Source organism: Moorena sp. SIO2C4 (assembly GCF_010672485.1).
Classification (GTDB): Bacteria; Cyanobacteriota; Cyanobacteriia; order Cyanobacteriales; family Coleofasciculaceae; genus Moorena; species Moorena producens.
Window position 1 is genome coordinate 1 of sequence record NZ_JAAHGN010000047.1, and the last position, 16,324, is coordinate 16,324.

14 protein-coding genes are annotated in these 16,324 nt (G+C 43.1%); 8 read left to right on the forward strand and 6 right to left on the reverse strand.

All coding sequences use genetic code 11. The features are described 5' to 3' along the window. Positions 1–297 precede the first annotated feature (297 nt). From lptC to metG, 4 genes are all read right to left on the reverse strand, one after another. Positions 298–1,440 carry an LPS export ABC transporter periplasmic protein LptC gene (gene lptC / locus F6K20_RS04850; protein ID WP_044492588.1) on the reverse strand — a complete coding sequence of 381 codons (1,143 nt, stop codon included), beginning with the start codon at positions 1,438–1,440 and terminating at the stop codon, positions 298–300. Positions 1,441–2,104: 664 nt separating this feature from the next. After that, positions 2,105–3,607: an RNA-guided endonuclease InsQ/TnpB family protein gene (locus F6K20_RS04855; protein WP_287293935.1), complete on the reverse strand. Its 1,503-nt coding sequence runs from the start codon at positions 3,605–3,607 to the stop codon at positions 2,105–2,107. A gap of 646 nt (positions 3,608–4,253) precedes the next feature. Then, positions 4,254–4,856, reverse strand: coding sequence for a LabA-like NYN domain-containing protein (locus F6K20_RS04860; protein ID WP_008182130.1), 603 nt, complete (start codon positions 4,854–4,856; stop codon positions 4,254–4,256). Positions 4,857–4,959: 103 nt separating this feature from the next. Further along, positions 4,960–6,552: a methionine--tRNA ligase gene (metG, locus tag F6K20_RS04865; protein ID WP_008182132.1), complete on the reverse strand. Its 1,593-nt coding sequence runs from the start codon at positions 6,550–6,552 to the stop codon at positions 4,960–4,962. A 612-nt stretch (positions 6,553–7,164) separates the two neighbouring features. On the opposite strand from metG, the gene F6K20_RS04870 reads away from it, so the two are divergent. From F6K20_RS04870 to crtR, 4 genes are all read left to right on the forward strand, one after another. Next, complete coding sequence (locus tag F6K20_RS04870) at positions 7,165–7,452, forward strand: 1-acyl-sn-glycerol-3-phosphate acyltransferase (protein WP_008182133.1); 288 nt, start codon at positions 7,165–7,167, stop codon at positions 7,450–7,452. A 37-nt stretch (positions 7,453–7,489) separates the two neighbouring features. Further along, positions 7,490–7,855 (forward strand): hypothetical protein, encoded by a 366-nt coding sequence (locus F6K20_RS04875; RefSeq protein WP_287293937.1) that lies wholly within the window; start codon positions 7,490–7,492, stop codon positions 7,853–7,855. A 456-nt stretch (positions 7,856–8,311) separates the two neighbouring features. Continuing rightward, positions 8,312–8,479, forward strand: coding sequence for a hypothetical protein (locus F6K20_RS04880; RefSeq protein WP_287293939.1), 168 nt, complete (start codon positions 8,312–8,314; stop codon positions 8,477–8,479). Between the two features lie 616 nt (positions 8,480–9,095). Continuing rightward, entirely contained in the window at positions 9,096–9,998 is a 903-nt protein-coding gene (gene crtR, locus F6K20_RS04885) for a beta-carotene hydroxylase (RefSeq protein ID WP_008182138.1), read from the forward strand. Positions 9,999–10,209: 211 nt separating this feature from the next. On the opposite strand, the gene aroH is transcribed toward crtR, so the two are convergent. Both aroH and sppA read right to left on the reverse strand, forming a co-directional pair. Beyond that, positions 10,210–10,596 (reverse strand): chorismate mutase, encoded by a 387-nt coding sequence (aroH, locus tag F6K20_RS04890; protein ID WP_008182140.1) that lies wholly within the window; start codon positions 10,594–10,596, stop codon positions 10,210–10,212. 74 nt (positions 10,597–10,670) lie between these two features. Continuing rightward, on the reverse strand, positions 10,671–11,495 hold the full coding sequence (sppA, locus tag F6K20_RS04895; protein ID WP_008182143.1) for a signal peptide peptidase SppA: 825 nt from the start codon (positions 11,493–11,495) through the stop codon (positions 10,671–10,673). Between the two features lie 349 nt (positions 11,496–11,844). Between sppA and F6K20_RS04900 the strand changes: the two genes are divergently transcribed. From F6K20_RS04900 to gifA, 4 genes are all read left to right on the forward strand, one after another. After that, on the forward strand, positions 11,845–12,831 hold the full coding sequence (locus tag F6K20_RS04900) for a DMT family transporter (RefSeq protein WP_008182146.1): 987 nt from the start codon (positions 11,845–11,847) through the stop codon (positions 12,829–12,831). Between the two features lie 270 nt (positions 12,832–13,101). Continuing rightward, entirely contained in the window at positions 13,102–14,313 is a 1,212-nt protein-coding gene (locus F6K20_RS04905; RefSeq protein WP_287293941.1) for a HEAT repeat domain-containing protein, read from the forward strand. A 384-nt stretch (positions 14,314–14,697) separates the two neighbouring features. Further along, positions 14,698–15,789 (forward strand): glycosyltransferase family 4 protein, encoded by a 1,092-nt coding sequence (locus F6K20_RS04910; protein WP_008182152.1) that lies wholly within the window; start codon positions 14,698–14,700, stop codon positions 15,787–15,789. Positions 15,790–15,911: 122 nt separating this feature from the next. Next, on the forward strand, positions 15,912–16,112 hold the full coding sequence (gene gifA / locus F6K20_RS04915; protein WP_008182153.1) for a glutamine synthetase inactivation factor IF7A: 201 nt from the start codon (positions 15,912–15,914) through the stop codon (positions 16,110–16,112). Positions 16,113–16,324 lie beyond the last annotated feature (212 nt).

The following is a 16,324-nucleotide window of genomic DNA, read 5'->3' on the forward strand; positions in this document are numbered from 1 at the left end:
GTAGCGTGGCCTACGGCCTTAAATGCTGGGCAAGTCAGCCACTTACGTGCCTAAAAAATAGAACTCATTGTATTGTTCCGGTGGGTCGGGGCATCCCGTGTCGTTAATAAAGTAACCCGTGTATCCGTTCGCGCCCCGCGTCGGCGAAAGCCGATAGTGATGGCTGGAGTTGGTAAGAAGCCCACACTGTAATCTTCGATGAGCGTGTGGGAGTATGTCACGTTATAGTCAACCTTGGCCAAAAGGCCACGGGTTCGCGTTCAACCTTTAACCTTAAACTTTCAACTTTCAACCCGCTCAAGGAATAATTTCTGTTACCACTCTTTCCCCAACACCACTAGTTACTAAAATATCTTGAGCTTCCAGGTTACCCACTGCTTTATCACCAGTCGTATTAAATTGGGGTGAAACTTGTTCATATATTACATTACCTGAGGCTTCCATCTGTTGGGTGGGGATATCCCAAGTTAGCTGATTAGCGTATAGTTTGGATTGCTTACGGCTTCCCTCCCCTTGTACTCCTCCAGTTAATCTAACTACTTTCTTGCCCAAATCTACCCGTCCCCTGTTAGCTGTTACCATCACTTTCTCCTGCTGGTGAACAATTCTAACCGGCTGATCGGACACAACAGTTTTATCATTCAAATTCCAAACTGCTGAATTACTCGATATCACGACCGGTGGTTCAACCGAAGTCAACTGCACATTTTTCTTGAGAGTTGCTATATTTGCCTTAAGGTTTACCTCAGAATTGTCTGCTTCCACTCGTTCTGTTACTACCTTATTTTTATAGCGCTCAATAAATATCCTTTTGTTACCAATTACCTTCTGTTGTTCGATTTGCCAGAGCAAACGTTCCGTTTTCATTTGCAAGTTTGGGTCTTTCGATATGGCTGCTACTTGACCAATTAATTCCAAATTCTGGGTGCGACTTAAGTAACGCCCTTCTTTTGCGGATGCTTGTAGTTTAGGGTGATTACCTTTAACGTTATTGCGGATAACTAACAAATCTTCCTTAGGTTTCCACTCAGACTCATCACCTCGTAACACAGCACCATTACGGGGATCTGTAGCCGTGACCTGACCTTTGAGAAACACTATCTCACCATTCTCTAGGATTTCCCCACTCTGGGCTGAGACCTGTAAGATCAGTTTCCCATCTTGATACAAATCCCCATTGGGTTTCTCAATGTAAGCGATTTTTCTATCTGGAGAGTAAGTCGCTTTATCTCCAGTAACTTTCCATAGAGGACGACCTTGCTTATCTGACTGATCTAGAGTGACGTTTTTAAAGACTAGACTTCCTTCAATTTTTTCAGTAACGTTAGTGTCTTCCTGAACTTGATTTAATGGCTTCGGCTCACTCTTACAGCCAGATAATGAGTAAACCATGAAAATCAAAATAAAAAATTTAAGACATCTCTTGGAGTATAAAAACATATGGCTTAAGAGCGTGTGGTTAGGATAAATGACTATAAAATAATCGATACAAAGCTTAATCATAAAGACTTGTATCGATTTAAAAAAGGAATTTTTATAAAAATTGCTTACTAGGAAACGCTATAGTAGTTATTACTAGTTATTAGAAGTTTTTATAACCTCTATAGTTCCTGGGGGGCGACAAGCCCCCCAAAGTCCTTGTCAGCTCTAGGTTTAAGGTCACTATCATCCCAAACTATACCTAGACAATCATGAGCATATTTTCAATGACTGAGAACTCAATCCCTGATTCTTTCGTCCAAGTGGTCGAAAAATCCGGTTGATAAGTTGGGTAACTGAATTGACGCGCATCATGACCAGATAAGGATTATAGCCTACCTTTCACCCCCTCAGCGCTCGGCAGAATATTTTCAATGACTGAGAACTCAATCCCTGATTATTTCCTTCAATTTGGATATAAGTTTTGTAACTGAATTGACCAAACCCAGATGAGTTAATGATTATAGGCGATCTGTTACCGATACTTTTTGGCTACTAAAGTCTAGTAATCTAGACCTTAGCTCACCAATGCAAGCTGCTCTCGCAGCCAGGGTGTATCTACCAAAGCTCTTAGGAATATCCCGCGAGCGCCATTGATGTCGCGTTCGCGAAGCGTGACCAAAGGTCAATCCATTACTCGGCCATCAATCTTTGACTTAATAGTCTTACTACCACCGATGTTGACCATTTCTCCCGTCCAACTCACAGTCTTGCTGGTATAGGCTTCGCAAACATCCACTACTGTTTTTCCGGTTTCAGAGGCTTTATGCTTCAAAAACTCTTTGAACCTAAAGTGAGAAAATGTTAGCAAGTTTCGTACCGTCTTTGACCTGATTTTTCTTTTACCTTTTCTAGACATTTCAGATGTCTCAAAAGTTGGGAGTAGTATCACGTCAAAATTATCTACTAAGAACCTCGCCGCTTTGTGATGGAGCTCATTTATTAGGTTTTGAATTCTGATGATAATTCGCCTAGCCGCTTTCCTCATTCGTCGCTTCTGATTTCTCTTGGCCTTACTTATTTTTGAAAGCAAGTTATCAAGATGAATGCAAAGTCGTTGAATGCGATAAAAATCTCCGTGGCCAATCTTGCCTATAGAATTATCACTAAAAAACGTCAAGAATGTCCTAACACCGGGGTCTATCGCTACTACTCTACCTTGGTTTTCGGCTTTTTCCTGAGTAGTTTTATGAGGGACTGTCAAGTAATAGTCCCCATTGTTGCTAGTTAATCTACAGTCACCCCTGTTGTCAGGTAAAGCCTCAGAAAAAGTCAAACCTCCTAGCTTGGTGTGATAAATGCCTTTGTCTGAGACTGCTGACTTGGGGATGTAGCAAGACTGAATAGGATTCTTTCTAGACCTAAATCTAACTCGATTTATTTGTCCAGTCTTTTGGTATTTTTTCTTGGCCTCCCTGACAGCGGTACAAGCATCCTTTATCGCTATAGATTTAATTTGATAAGGTACTTCCTTGCACCACTCGGGAAGGTCATTTAATATCCCAGTTTTAATGGCTTTCCAGTTAGCTTTAACTTCGCCATTTTGAAGTATTTTAACGGTCTTGTTAAAGACGTAACGAGACACTCCAAACCACTTACGAATAAGGGAACGTTGTTCAGCACTTAGGAATATCCGAATCTTTCTTGATTTTTGCCCCGTACTTTCTGAGTCCGTGGACGCGACAAGAGAAGACGTGAATGATTCAGAGAAGATCTGCTGTGAGTTCGGATCAAAGACAGCTTTCAGGCTGGTCGAGAACCAGGATTCGCCCACCGTTGAGTTCTGCCAAGTATTCAAACAGTTCAAAACCGAATCTGGTAAGTCTGTCTCTACAGGCAACAACAATCGTGAGCTGACATCCCTGCATAAGTCGTTCCAGTATGGCTCTAAGTCCTTTCCTTTTGTAGTTGAGTCAACAGCCGATGTCAAAGATGATTTCCGCTTCCGGAAAGAGTGAGTGCATGTACGCGACTTGCCTGGCGAGGTCATCTTTTTGTTTGCTACTACTGACTCGGCAGTAACAGATTTTGACTGGCTCAGGGGCTTGTCGTTTTCCCAAAGTGGCAAGACTAACTGTATCGAACATGCGATATCCGCTTGGGGTTCGTTCACATTTGATGAGGCCATTGTCTGCGTACTTCCTGTTAAGTGGTTTGAGAGAGTCCCGTAAGTTCGACCGCCTTACGAAGAGGAACTAATGTCATGTCTCCACTCTAACAAATACTCTAAGACTTTATTAGACTTTCTGACACTTTCTATAACTGTCCACTAACCCCCTCAGCTATACTTGACGTAGTTGCTTAGCTTTAAGTTTTTAGATGTTTTACCCTACTCCATGAATAAGGTCTGTATGTCAACTATAGGAGGGCAAAGCATCGGACATAAACTATAGGGTTTCAGCCACTAATTACTGCCCGAATGCTACAAGACATGAGAAACAAACGCCCACACACCTACATCGTAGTTTCGACCCCATCAGACAGACCATAATCACCAATGACAATGACTAATGACTAATGACGTAAGTATTCAGCCGTCAGCTCTCAGCCGTCAGCCGTCAGCCGTCAGCCGTGAGCTAAAAGCTCACGCTGCGCGAACAGCCGTCAGCCGTCAGCAGACTTAACTGAGATTAAACGAATGCTTACCTCTTTCATTCAAAAGCACCTCAAGTAGCAACTCAAGTAGCGCATTAGCTGATAGCTGATAGCTGATAGCTGATAGCTGAATGCTTACCTAATGACTAATCACTAATCACTAATCACTAATCACCAAACTATTTGTGCTGTTCATCCATCACATTGAACCCAGACAACGGACGGTAAGTATAGTTTTGTTTGGGTGTTTTTTGGATACTTTCTTGGATGGTATCAAGGTCAATATAGCGGTCGGCTACATTAATTAGACTGTCACTGGTCATGGAGCGTAGGCTGACCACCTCAACCCGAACTCCCCGATAACTTACAGAATCCACTGCATAGGCAAGATCGCCATCTCCACTGACTAGAACTGCTGTGTCGTAGGAACCCACTAGTGCCATCATGTCAACAGCAATTTCTACATCCAGATTCGCTTTTTTTGAGCCATCTGGTAGCTGCACTAAATCTTTGGCAATTACTCGGTAGCCATTACGACGCATCCAAAGCAGAAAGCCCTGCTGCTTCTCATTAGTACGATCAACACCAGTGTAAAAGAAAGAGCGTAGTAGCCTAGACCCTGCTGTCAAACGACACAATAGCTTAGTGTAGTCAATTTCAATCCCTAGTTGAAGGGCAGCATAAAATAAGTTTGAACCATCGATAAAGATGGCAACACGACCACGGTTTTCTAGGACTTGTTCAGGTGTAAAAATTGGGTCATGATTATAATGGCTCAGCATTTTTATTATACCTCTTTGTTAAAAAAAAATTAAAAAACTTTTTACTTAATCAGCATTAAGGTAAGATGCCGATTAAGTTTTTGGTTAATAAGACGGAACCAAATTAGGCGAGTTCCAGTCGTGCAAATACCGGTTTGGGTTTTCCTAGCTTCTGGTTTTGAGCTAAAACCCCCCAAGATGCATGGGATACATAGGGCGCAGCCAAAAAGATGTGTTCTTTTTGGCTAAAGTCGATGGCAAAACCTAGTTGTTGGTAAATCTCCGTACTAATACTGGGAATAATCGGTGATAAGAGATAGGCAGCTAAGCGCACTGACTCTAAAACTGTATATAACACTTGTTCAACCTCTTGCTGTTTTCCTTGTTTATACAAGCTCCAGGGAGCTTGCTGATCTAGAAATTTGTTACTGGCTCGAATCAGAGTAAATATTTTTTGGCAAGCTTGGCTAAACGCTAGGGATTCATAAGCCCTAGCGACTTGTGAACCGAGATCTAAGCCAATTTCGAGCAGAGGATTGACCTGTGAAATATCTGAGCCAGTTAAACCTGGAACAATACCTTGACAATACTTTTTAGCCATTCCCAAGGTGCGATTGAGCAAATTACCTAGGTCATTGGCTAAATCGGCATTGACGATATCGATAAAACGGGTTTCACTAAAATCCCCGTCTCGCCCAAATTCAATCTCTTTTAGAAAATAATAGCGAATTGCATCAGCACCGTATTTATCTACCAACTCCACTGGGTCTAGGGTATTGCCTAGACTTTTTCCCATTTTTTGACCATCTTTGGTCAGAAAGCCATGACCAAATACTTGACCTGTAACAGGTAGAGAGGCTGACATTAACATGGCAGGCCAGTATACAGCATGAAAGCGCAGGATGTCCTTACCGATAAGATGTAAATTGATCGGCCACCATTTTTGTAAGGCATTATCAAGGGTTGGTTCACTATCGGGATCCAATAGGGCAGTGACGTAGCCTAGTAAGGCATCAAACCAGACATAGATGGTGTGGCTGGGATCAACCGGTACTGGGAAGCCCCAATCGACATTCAATCGCGAAATCGAAAAATCCTGTAGTCCCTGACTGACAAAACTCAACACTTCATTACGGCGACTTTCCGGTTGGATAAAATCTGGTCGCTGTTGGTAAAGTTCTTCTAGCTGTTTTTGGTATTTAGATAGCCGGAAAAAGTAGTTTTGCTCATCCCGCCACTCCGCTTCTTGATTGGGGTGAATCGAGCAGCGGTTTCCAGCTAGGAGTTCCCGTTGCTCTTTGAATTCCTCACAGGAGACACAGTACCAGCCTTGTTGTTGACTCAGATAAATGTCACCATTATCCCAAACCCGCATGAAAAATTCTTTGACAATGGCTTGGTGGCGGGTAGCGGTAGTGCGGCTGAAACGGTCATACTGGATATTGAGCTTTTGCCAGAGGACATCAAATCCAGCAGCTATCTTGTCGCAATGTACTTGAGGATCTACCCCTTGAGTTTCAGCAGTCCGCTGAATTTTTTGTCCATGTTCATCTGTGCCAGTAATTAACAGTACGTCTTTGCCCCGTAACCGTTGAAAACGAGCTACTGCATCAGATGCCATGGTGGTATAGGCACTGCCGATATGGGGTAAGTCGTTCACATAGTAAAGGGGTGTTGTAATGGCAAATGTATTTTTAGTAGTATTCGTATGAATCATATGAGTGTTAAAAACGCCCTCCAGCCAACTGATTTAACTTATTTAAGTGATTTTTAACGTAGTGTATGCCTACTAGTATTAATTTTAGTTGTTACTTTATGTAGTATTTATCTAATCAGATTTACTTAAGTTTTAACCTTTTCTAAAAAGTATCTGTCGCTACTTTTTAGTTTACGTTACTCAAAATTGTTTATTCTCTTGTAACTCATTCCACGTATTTTAGTTGTGGGGTTTGGAGTCATTAGTCCTTAGTATGTTACTCATGAGTAAGGACTAATGATAAGCAGCCGATGAGTTATCCCACTGCCTTGAAGGAATGGAATCAAGGCCACCTTCTGTCACTTGATTATAAGGAAAATTAATTATTAACATAAGTTAGTAGTCTAGTTTAGATTTAACAGGCTTTTTCTACTACTGGCTTAATGCCTAATGTGTCAAGCTACACACTTGTAGTCACTGGCAGTCTATCACCATTAGTTGTGTTGCACCTGATTATCTCTACTTTAAGGCATCTGTCAATAGATAGAATTTTAAAACAATGTTAAGAAATGTTAATTTAGATTAGAAATTGATGACTGAAACTGATGTCTGACCATCTTCCCCTACAGCTTTATGATGCGCTGCTTGCTGCAATGGGAAGACAAATGTTCCAATATCGATGAGGATCCCATTCCTCATAAATCTGCCGTTGTAGTAGTGAGCAACCATCGTGGCTTTCTAGATGTCCCGTTGTTGATGGTAGCCTTAGGGCAACCAATCCCCATTGCTTGTGATCATTACATCGGACAAGTACCAGTGATGCGGGTGGGTTGTCCAGCAGATGGGTTGTTTCCCTCTAGAAAAACCAGAACATATACTGTGGACGTTTTTACAACAGGCAAGTCCGTTTCTCGAACATAATCATTGGGTTGGGGTGTTTATAGTCCGAGCCCAACCAATGGTGAATTTGACTCAGCCTTTGGCAATAGGTAAGTTTTATAAAGGCTTTGCCCACTTAGCTTTGTGGACATCAGTTAAACAGGCAGCGCCGCGCCTATTAGCGATCGCTTCCCAAGAAAAAATCGTACACTCAGTGATACCGCTGCGATGGTTAGGTTTGTTTGACCGATCTGAACCCCGATTTGAACAAATGGGTTGGCATCCGATGGTTATTCATCGTTGTGTGGCAGTATTAGTTCGACATTGCTATTGGATTACAGATAAACAGCGGAACTATCAAGGAAAACAGATTGTGTGCTCCATTACTAAGACCTGCCGGTATGAAATTGCTAGGTTACTACAGGGGTTCAAGGATAAAATCTGAAGTATGAAGTATGAAGGATAAAGGATAAAATCGGCTTGTTTGTGGCTCACTTATGGTTGAATAAAAACTTGATCCATAACCAGAAGTTAAACTACCAATTTCCTAGTTCCCATTTCCTAGTTCCTATTTCCTAGTTCCCATTTCCTACTTCCCATTTCCTACTGGGAGCATGTCACTTATGCAGAGAATTTGTACTAAAGCTATAGCCCCCTCATGTGTTTTAGCTTACTCTGATAGTAAATAGTTCATATGTTCTGCAACTTTGACCTGCTTCCCTTCATACTTCATACTCAAAGTCAAAAATGCCAAAAGTTAAGAGTTGTCCGTGTTTCTTGACTCCGGGACAGTCTAATCGGTGATTATCCACTATTTGTTTATTTACCAGGGATGGTTCGAATCGGTGAGCTGTTGGCAGTACAGACTCAACATTGAGAAACTGCTTTTGATGTGCGTTGTTTGGCGATCCCAACGGATGATTTAAGCAACTCGGAGAAGTTGGCAGGGGTAGTGGTTAACCTGATTGAAGCGGAACTCAACCAGGGAGCTTCACAGGAGGTTTATCTGTGTGGCAAGTCGAAAGGAAGTCTGTCTGGCTTTGAAAGTAGCTCTGAAAACCCCCCATAGGATTGAGCGGATTATTTTGAGTAATCGAGCTACTTCTTTTAACCAACGACCTTTCTTAATGCAAAGCGCGAGTGGGGAAGGGCTGCATCAAGACAAGGCTCCCCTCTCCTTACGGTAATTGATTTGACCGCGCTGCATCGCTGAAAGCCCAGTGGAAACCCCCACAGGTCGGCGCTGCCTCCCTTTGACCTCACTGGCTCCCCTGTTCCGAAGCTGCATCGCTAGCTTAAATAGGGGGCACAATTGATCTGCTGGCTCCGGTGAGTAGGTCTATCAAGCATCAGCCTTGGGACTTTTGCGGTTCTGATTAACGTTAGGCAGAACTGTTTCCCCAAAGGAAAGATGGTGGTGCTTCCCCAGAGTGGTAACCCCTGCCTAATCGAAACAGAGGTTAACCTGTAGAAGATTATCAGCTTCACAATTGAAAACCCCTGTGCGTCCCAGAAGCAGAAGGGGATGAAAACTAGTGGCGGAGGGTGACTCCCCTCGTGACGAGAGTGATTTTCCTGACATTGAGTCTAGTTTATGATATGAAGCTCTAATCTTAACAAATCTTTATGATTGAGCCATTCTACCTTATACTACCAAAAGACAGTAGAAAGGAGAGAAAACAAGTATGTCGGAGGCCATCAAGCCGCTGACAGTGCCCAAGGAGTTCCTGGGTGCCCCGGATAAGTTTAACTTAACGTTACTCATGTTTGTGGCGGCGATCATCTTGGTGGTCTGTTCCACCGGTGGTTACTGGCTTTGGGATTTGCCTAACGCTTGCTGCTTTAGCATTAATGTCCTTGCCTTACACATGGTAGGAACAGTCATTCACGATGCCTCTCACCATGTTGCCCACAAAAACCGTTACGTCAATGCCCTCATGGGTCATGGTAGCGCCCTGATGTTAGGTTTTACCTTCCCAGTGTTCACGCGGGTTCATATGCAGCATCATGCCAATGTTAACGATCCCGAAAACGATCCCGATCATTTTGTTTCTACTGGTGGTCCGCTGTGGTTAATTGCAGTTCGCTTCTTTTATCACGAAATATTTTTTTTCAAGCGCCGTTTGTGGCGTAAGTATGAGCTATGGGAGTGGTTTTTTAGCCGTCTATTCATCGCCATCATCATATATCTTGGTTGTCAATACGGCTTTTTAGACTACATCATGAACTATTGGTTTGTGCCGGCATTAGTTGTAGGTATAGCGCTAGGATTGTTCTTTGACTATTTGCCCCATCGTCCATTTAAAGAACGTGATCGCTGGAAAAATGCTAGAATTTACCCCAGTCCCATCATAAACCTGCTAATTATGGGACAAAATTATCATCTAATTCATCACCTGTGGCCGACCATACCCTGGTACAAGTATCAGCCCGCCTACCGTGCTGTTAAACCCCTTTTAGATGAAAAAGGTTGTGATCAATCTCTAGGACTTCTGGCCCAAAAGAGTTTTTGGAACTTTGTATACGACATCTTTTTAGGAATTCGTTTCCACCGCAAATCATCTGATAGACAAACGGAATCAAGCTGAAAATGTTTTTGTTGATGGTTGACCATTGACGGTTGACCATTGATACATTTCACTCAATAAAATCCCATGCCTGTTAATTGTTAATTGTTAATTGTTAATTTACTATTGACCATTAACAATTTTATTTTGACTAATGAATAATGACAACTTGAACTTAGCGCTGGCTAATGGGTAAGGGCAAGCCGCGTGGTTAGTAGAAATAACCTAACAACTAACGGCTGACTTGAGCTAGAGTCCAATCAGGCCTTAAATTTTTGGCCTGACGTAAATAGGGATGATAAATCTCAAGTTGAGAAACAGGAGTGTTGATGTGGATTAAACATCGGATACAACGCTCTAGGCTACCCTCGACATGCATCTGTTGCAGATCAAGTAAAGGAACATGATCCCAATTGGGACGTTCTCGTGCGATCGCAGCTGGAAATTTAGCATCCAAATCACGGGTCGTGGTGAAAATGGCACTAATAATTTCTTGATGGTCGATTTCATTATGAGCTTCGAGTTGATCTAGCAGTTCCATCACTGCTTCTCGAATCGCTGCTACTGTATTTTCTGAGGCAGTTGTTGCGCCTCGAATTGCTCTAACTCTCCAGTGCAAAGTAAGATCCTCCGAATTTCCCTGGGAGATTTGAGATATTAGACTCTTGTGAAATCTCAAATCTCCATGTTATCTTATGGTCGGTACAACCATAGGGGCTGACCGCTAGTTGATAGTTCAAATTCTAGCCAATCTATACCAACAGATATCTGAGATCTATTGCGAATACGGTTACCCGGTAGCAAGCGACTCAACAATGGTTTGGGTTCTTCGATGGTGAAAGACTTGGTTTTCTCTGGGTCAAGACCCACCAATTCCGCTGCCCAGCAACGGGCATCTTCTTCAGTTCCCAGCCGATCAACCACCCCCAAGTTATGTGCTTGCTCACCAGTAAAAATCCTACCATCAGCAAAACTTTTTACTACATCTACATCTAGGTTGCGACTCTGGGCAACAGTTTGTACAAACTGCTGATAACTGGTATCGATCAACTCTTGAAGAATAGTTTTTTCCGGCTCAGTCAGTTCCCGGTCAAACGCCAATATATCTTTGTATGGACCTGACTTAATCACCTTAAAGGAAACACCGATTTTATCCAACAAGCGCTCTATATTGTTTCCCCGCAGAATCACACCAATACTTCCAGTGATTGTACCAGGGTTCGCTACTATATGTTCCGCTCCCATCCCAATGTAAACACCCCCAGATGCGGAGATATTGCCAAAGCTAGCTACAATCTTCACCTTTTCTCGCAACCGCACCAAGGCGCTATAGATTTCCTGAGAATCTCCCACTGTACCACCAGGACTGTCAATCCGTAATAGTAAGACGGGAAATTTCTTCTCTTCAACAGTTTTCAGGGCTTCGAGGACCCGTTTACGGGTACCACCAGCGATCGCCCCCGTGATTTCAATGCGAGCAATTTGTTTGAGAGATTTGCGTTTAAACGGCCAAGGCATAGGTGATTGTGAGTATCTAGTCTAGATTTAAGTGATTACTGGAGCTTGTATATATAGTTTGCATCATTTTATAAAACGGTTAGCTACTCAGGGGCTTTAAATAAATAAATAAATAAATAAATAAATAAATCTATACAAGTGTTTAACCAAATATGAAAAGCGGCTTTAAGCTGTCGCCCATTGAAATTGTATGTTATTGAAGTAAGCTCGAAAAACTCCAAAACTCACTACTGTGCTCCTGAGCCCCCTGCTCCTGAGCCAAGTTAATATCTAAAGTCAATATCTAAATCAAATATATGACAGCTGCTTGAGTGTCGGTTATTTTCGTTATTCACTATAAATCAGGATTATGCAACTAAAAGCCAACACCATACTGTCACCAAGGTCACTACTAGGTTCACTACTGCTGATTTCCCCCTTTTTCCTATGGGGTACAGCTATGGTAGCCATGAAAGGGGTGATCCCTAACACAACCCCTCTGTTTATGGCTGGGGTGCGGTTAGTACCAGCAGGAGTTTTAGTATTAGGAGCAGCAACTGTGATGGGTCGTCCCCAGCCGAAAGGTGGGTTAGCCTGGCTGTGGATTAGCTTATTTGCCTTAGTCGATGGGGCAATGTTTCAGGGTTTCCTAGCCCACGGATTGGTTAGCACTGGCGCGGGTTTGGGTTCGGTGATGATTGATAGTCAACCCCTAGTGGTTGCCCTGCTATCAGGATTGCTCTTTGGTGAACTGATTGGACTTTGGGGTTGGTTAGGATTAGGATTTGGTATAGTAGGAATCAGCTTGATTGGCTTGCCGGATCAATGGATTCTCAGCCTTTTTACTGGCAACGCTCAAGCTATAGAATTAAGCTGGCAACAGCTGTTTGATCATGGGGAGTGGCTGATGCTGTTAGCATCCCTTTCCATGGCAGTAGGCACCGTAATGGTTCCCATTATCAGCCGCTATGCAGACCCAGTTGCTGCTGTTGGTTGGCACATGCTCCTAGGGGGATTACCGTTATTTGCCCTCTCTAGTGTGATAGAATCCCAGCAATGGGTCAATATTGATGGAGTTGGCTGGATTGCATTAGCTTACTCCACTGTTTTCGGGAGTGCGATCGCATACGGTATATTCTTCTACTTTGCCTCCAAGGGCAATCTCACTAGTCTGTCTAGCTTAACCTTTCTGACACCAGTATTTGCCCTACTATTTGGGAATTTAGTGTTGTCTGAGGTACTCAGTTCCCTACAGTGGACTGGTGTGTGCCTGACATTGCTCAGCGTTTATCTAGTGAATCAGCGGGAACAAATAGCAACTCGGATCAAAGCAAGGCTGGCAAACAATAGCGGCTAGCCAGAGCGGAAAACTGGCAGTGGAAACAACAACTGAGTCTGAAGAAGGTAGTGCTAAGCTACCAGAAACCCAGCAGTGAAGCCGATTTGATACAATTGAGATTAATCGAGCCAAAATTCTGTTGCTCGAACGACTAAAGCACATGGGATTTAGCGTTGTGTGTTAAGTGCGTAAGCTAGAATTGGCGTTCACATTCGAGTCCTGTAGAATTTTATGACTCGCCATTGGTCTATCATACTTGTAGCTACCTGTTTGAACTGCCTAGGCTGGGTGCTGGGAAGCAGTCAAGCGGCGAAATTAGAAAAAGCGAACGCATTTTCAACCAACAACCTCCCTGACCCGTTGCTCATCGCTCAATCTCCCACTTCTGCCACAGAAACTGACCAACCAATTCTGCTCAAAGGGAGTCGGGGAAAAGAGGTGGCTCTTGTGCAAGCCAAGCTAAAGCATCTTGACTTCTACGATGGGCTTGAAGATGGTGTTTATGGTGAGGATACAGAGAAAGCAGTCGCTTTATTCCAAGAATCCGTTGGATTGAGAAAACTGGGTGTTGTTGATTCTGTTACTAGGAAGGAATTGGAGCAAGCCTACGCTGCTAAGACGACAACCACCAGCACGAGTTCAGCTCCAAAGTCAGGTGAATCAGTGTCAGCCGAATCGACTACTACGGAGCCTTCGACTCTGGAAAAGAGCCCGTCATCATGGTTGATCATCCCAGCCATCATCATGGCTGGTGGCGGTTTTTTGCTATTCAAGTGGCTGACTAAACCAAAACGACCCGTAGACTCAAAATTAGCGCCCTCCACAGAAAACCAAGCTAAACAAGATCCTAGAGTCAATAACCTCAAAGTCCAAGTGTCAACTGACTCCCAAAACCACCATCCTCAAAGGGATTATAACCATAGCGTTAGTTATGATGTCGCCAATCCTAGCAATCCTCAACCTCAGTCTTTAGCTGATTCCTTACATGTCAAAAAGACCACTCGCCTGACTAAATTTAGTATTGTTGAGGAATTAATCAGAGAATTAGAAGACCCAGATCCAAAAAAGCGACAACAAGCTATCTGGGAATTAGCCCAAAAGGGGGATTCGAGGGCAGTAAAGCCCCTAGTGGACTTAATGCTAGATTCTGATTCTAAGCAGCGTGGCTTGATTTTGGAAGCCTTATCCCAAATTAGCACCAAAACCCTCAAACCGATTAACAAAGCCCTAGCCATTTCTTTGCAGGATGACAACCCCCAAGTCCGGAAAAATGCGATTCGGGATGCAACGCGAATTTATGAATTACTAAATCAAGTCTTGCAGATGTTGCGTCACGCTACGGATGACCCGGATTCTGAAGTGCGAGAAACGGCAAAATGGGCAATCGATCAGTTTAATAAAATTCGCCCTGCAGCGAATCTGGATAGTTTGCCACCAGCACAAAATCACCTAAATTCATCAGAAAATACGTCAAACCATTACCAAGATAATAGCGACTAGTTAGGGAACTTCAGAACAGGTAATAAAAGTTTCATAACCTTTAATTAACGTGTTATAATCTGGAACAGGTAATAAAAATTTAATAAGCTTTACTTACCGTGCTTTAAGAGATTTAAAATCAACGTTTTGAAGTTAACGTTTGATTAATTAATTTGAAGTTTATACTTATAGTTTTGATGTAAGCATTCAGCCCTTAGCGGTCAGCCGTCAGCCGTGAGCTAAAAGCTCACGCTGCGCGAACAGCCGTCAGCCTTGGCCACGCTACGCGAATGGCTGAAAGCTTAATACTGATAGCTGATAGCTTAATACTGATAGCTGATAGCTGATAGCTGATAGCTGATAGCTGATAGCTGATAGCTGATAGCTTACGTTAATTTTAAATTAATGAGCCAATTAAATTCCCTGAAATTGCTATTAATTTCCACCCCAGTTGGTCCGTTGGGTTCAGGGTTAGGTGGTGGCGTTGAGTTGACTGTACGTAACATTGCTACGGAATTGATTAATCGGGGTCACAGGATCACAATTGTGGCAACTAAAGGATCTACAGCTTGGGGAATGCCTCTGGTAGAAATTGATGGTGTTCTCGAAAGTAGTATTCAAACTCAAACAAGAGACACTCCTACTATCATCCCCCCATCCTCCGTATTGGCTAATATGTGGGACTATGGGCGACAAGTTCAAACCAACTATGACTTGATTGTAAACTTTGCCTACGACTGGTTACCGTTTTACCTAACCCCCTTTTTCACTCGTCCCATTGCTCACCTAGTTAGTATGGGCTCATTAACCGAGGGGATGGATCAGATCATCGAACAAGTTGCCATTAATTTCCCTGGCACAATCGGGGTTCATTCAATGGCTCAAGCGGCAACATTTGCCTTCAAGAATCGCTGTCGTTGTTTGGGCAATGGCATTGATTTGTCTGTGTATTCCTTTTGTGACTCCCCCTCACCCTGGCTCGGCTGGGTGGGTCGAATTTCTCCAGAAAAAGGCTTAGAAGACGCAGTGGCAGCATCCGATTTCACGGCTATGCCACTAAAAATTATGGGTCTTATACAAAATAAACCCTATTGGGAGCAGATTCTCCAGGATTACCCCAATGCCCCTATAGAATACCTGGGTTTTCTGCCAACTGATCAACTCCAAAAACACTTGCGCCAGTGTCGAGCCTTACTGATGACGCCTCATTGGGTGGAAGCATTTGGTAATGTGGTAATTGAAGCCCTCGCTTGTGGAGTACCAGTCATTTCCTATGACCGTGGTGGATCAGCAGAAATTATCGAAGATGGTAAAAATGGCTTTTTGGTAGAACCCGATTCTGTGGAAGGCTTGGTAGAAGCCTTGGCAAACTTGGATAAAATTGACCGCCGTCAATGCCGTCGCCTCCTCGAAGTTAAATACTCTAATCAGGCCATGGGCGATCGCGTAGAGCAGTGGCTCTGGGATATTTTGAAGGACAGTGGTGATAGTTGCTAGTTCATTAAGATTTGTAACTAAAAGTAATTTTGTAGTTTTTGATACAGAATCTATGATATAGTTGTATATGTAAGGGAAGTGAATCCCATCAAAATCTTATATAAGCAATCGGAGAAAGGAAAATGTCTACTCAAGAAAAAGCTAGGGCTCTGATGATGAATCACCATCACATGATCAAAAATCGTCAGCAATCTATGCTCGGTCGCGTTGCTTCCGAAGTAGGACTAGATAGCTTAGATTCTGACTACTGGGGTACTATCCAAGGTAAACCCCATCCTAGTTTCCGCTCTACCTATGACCGTAGTCATGCTTCACTTAGCTAGTACTCTGTCAATATAGTTTTGGGTAGTGGTACACAATTCGTGATTTTAGCTACCGTTATCTTTAGCAGACGGTAGCCAAACCACTAAATCTTTAGCACTACCCATATTTCCATCAATGGCTGTGGGCATAGCCAACGATAGTTTTATTTTTTAGAACTCTGCACTTAAAGGAGTTCTGGGAAACGGAATTACATCCCGAATATTCCCCATAC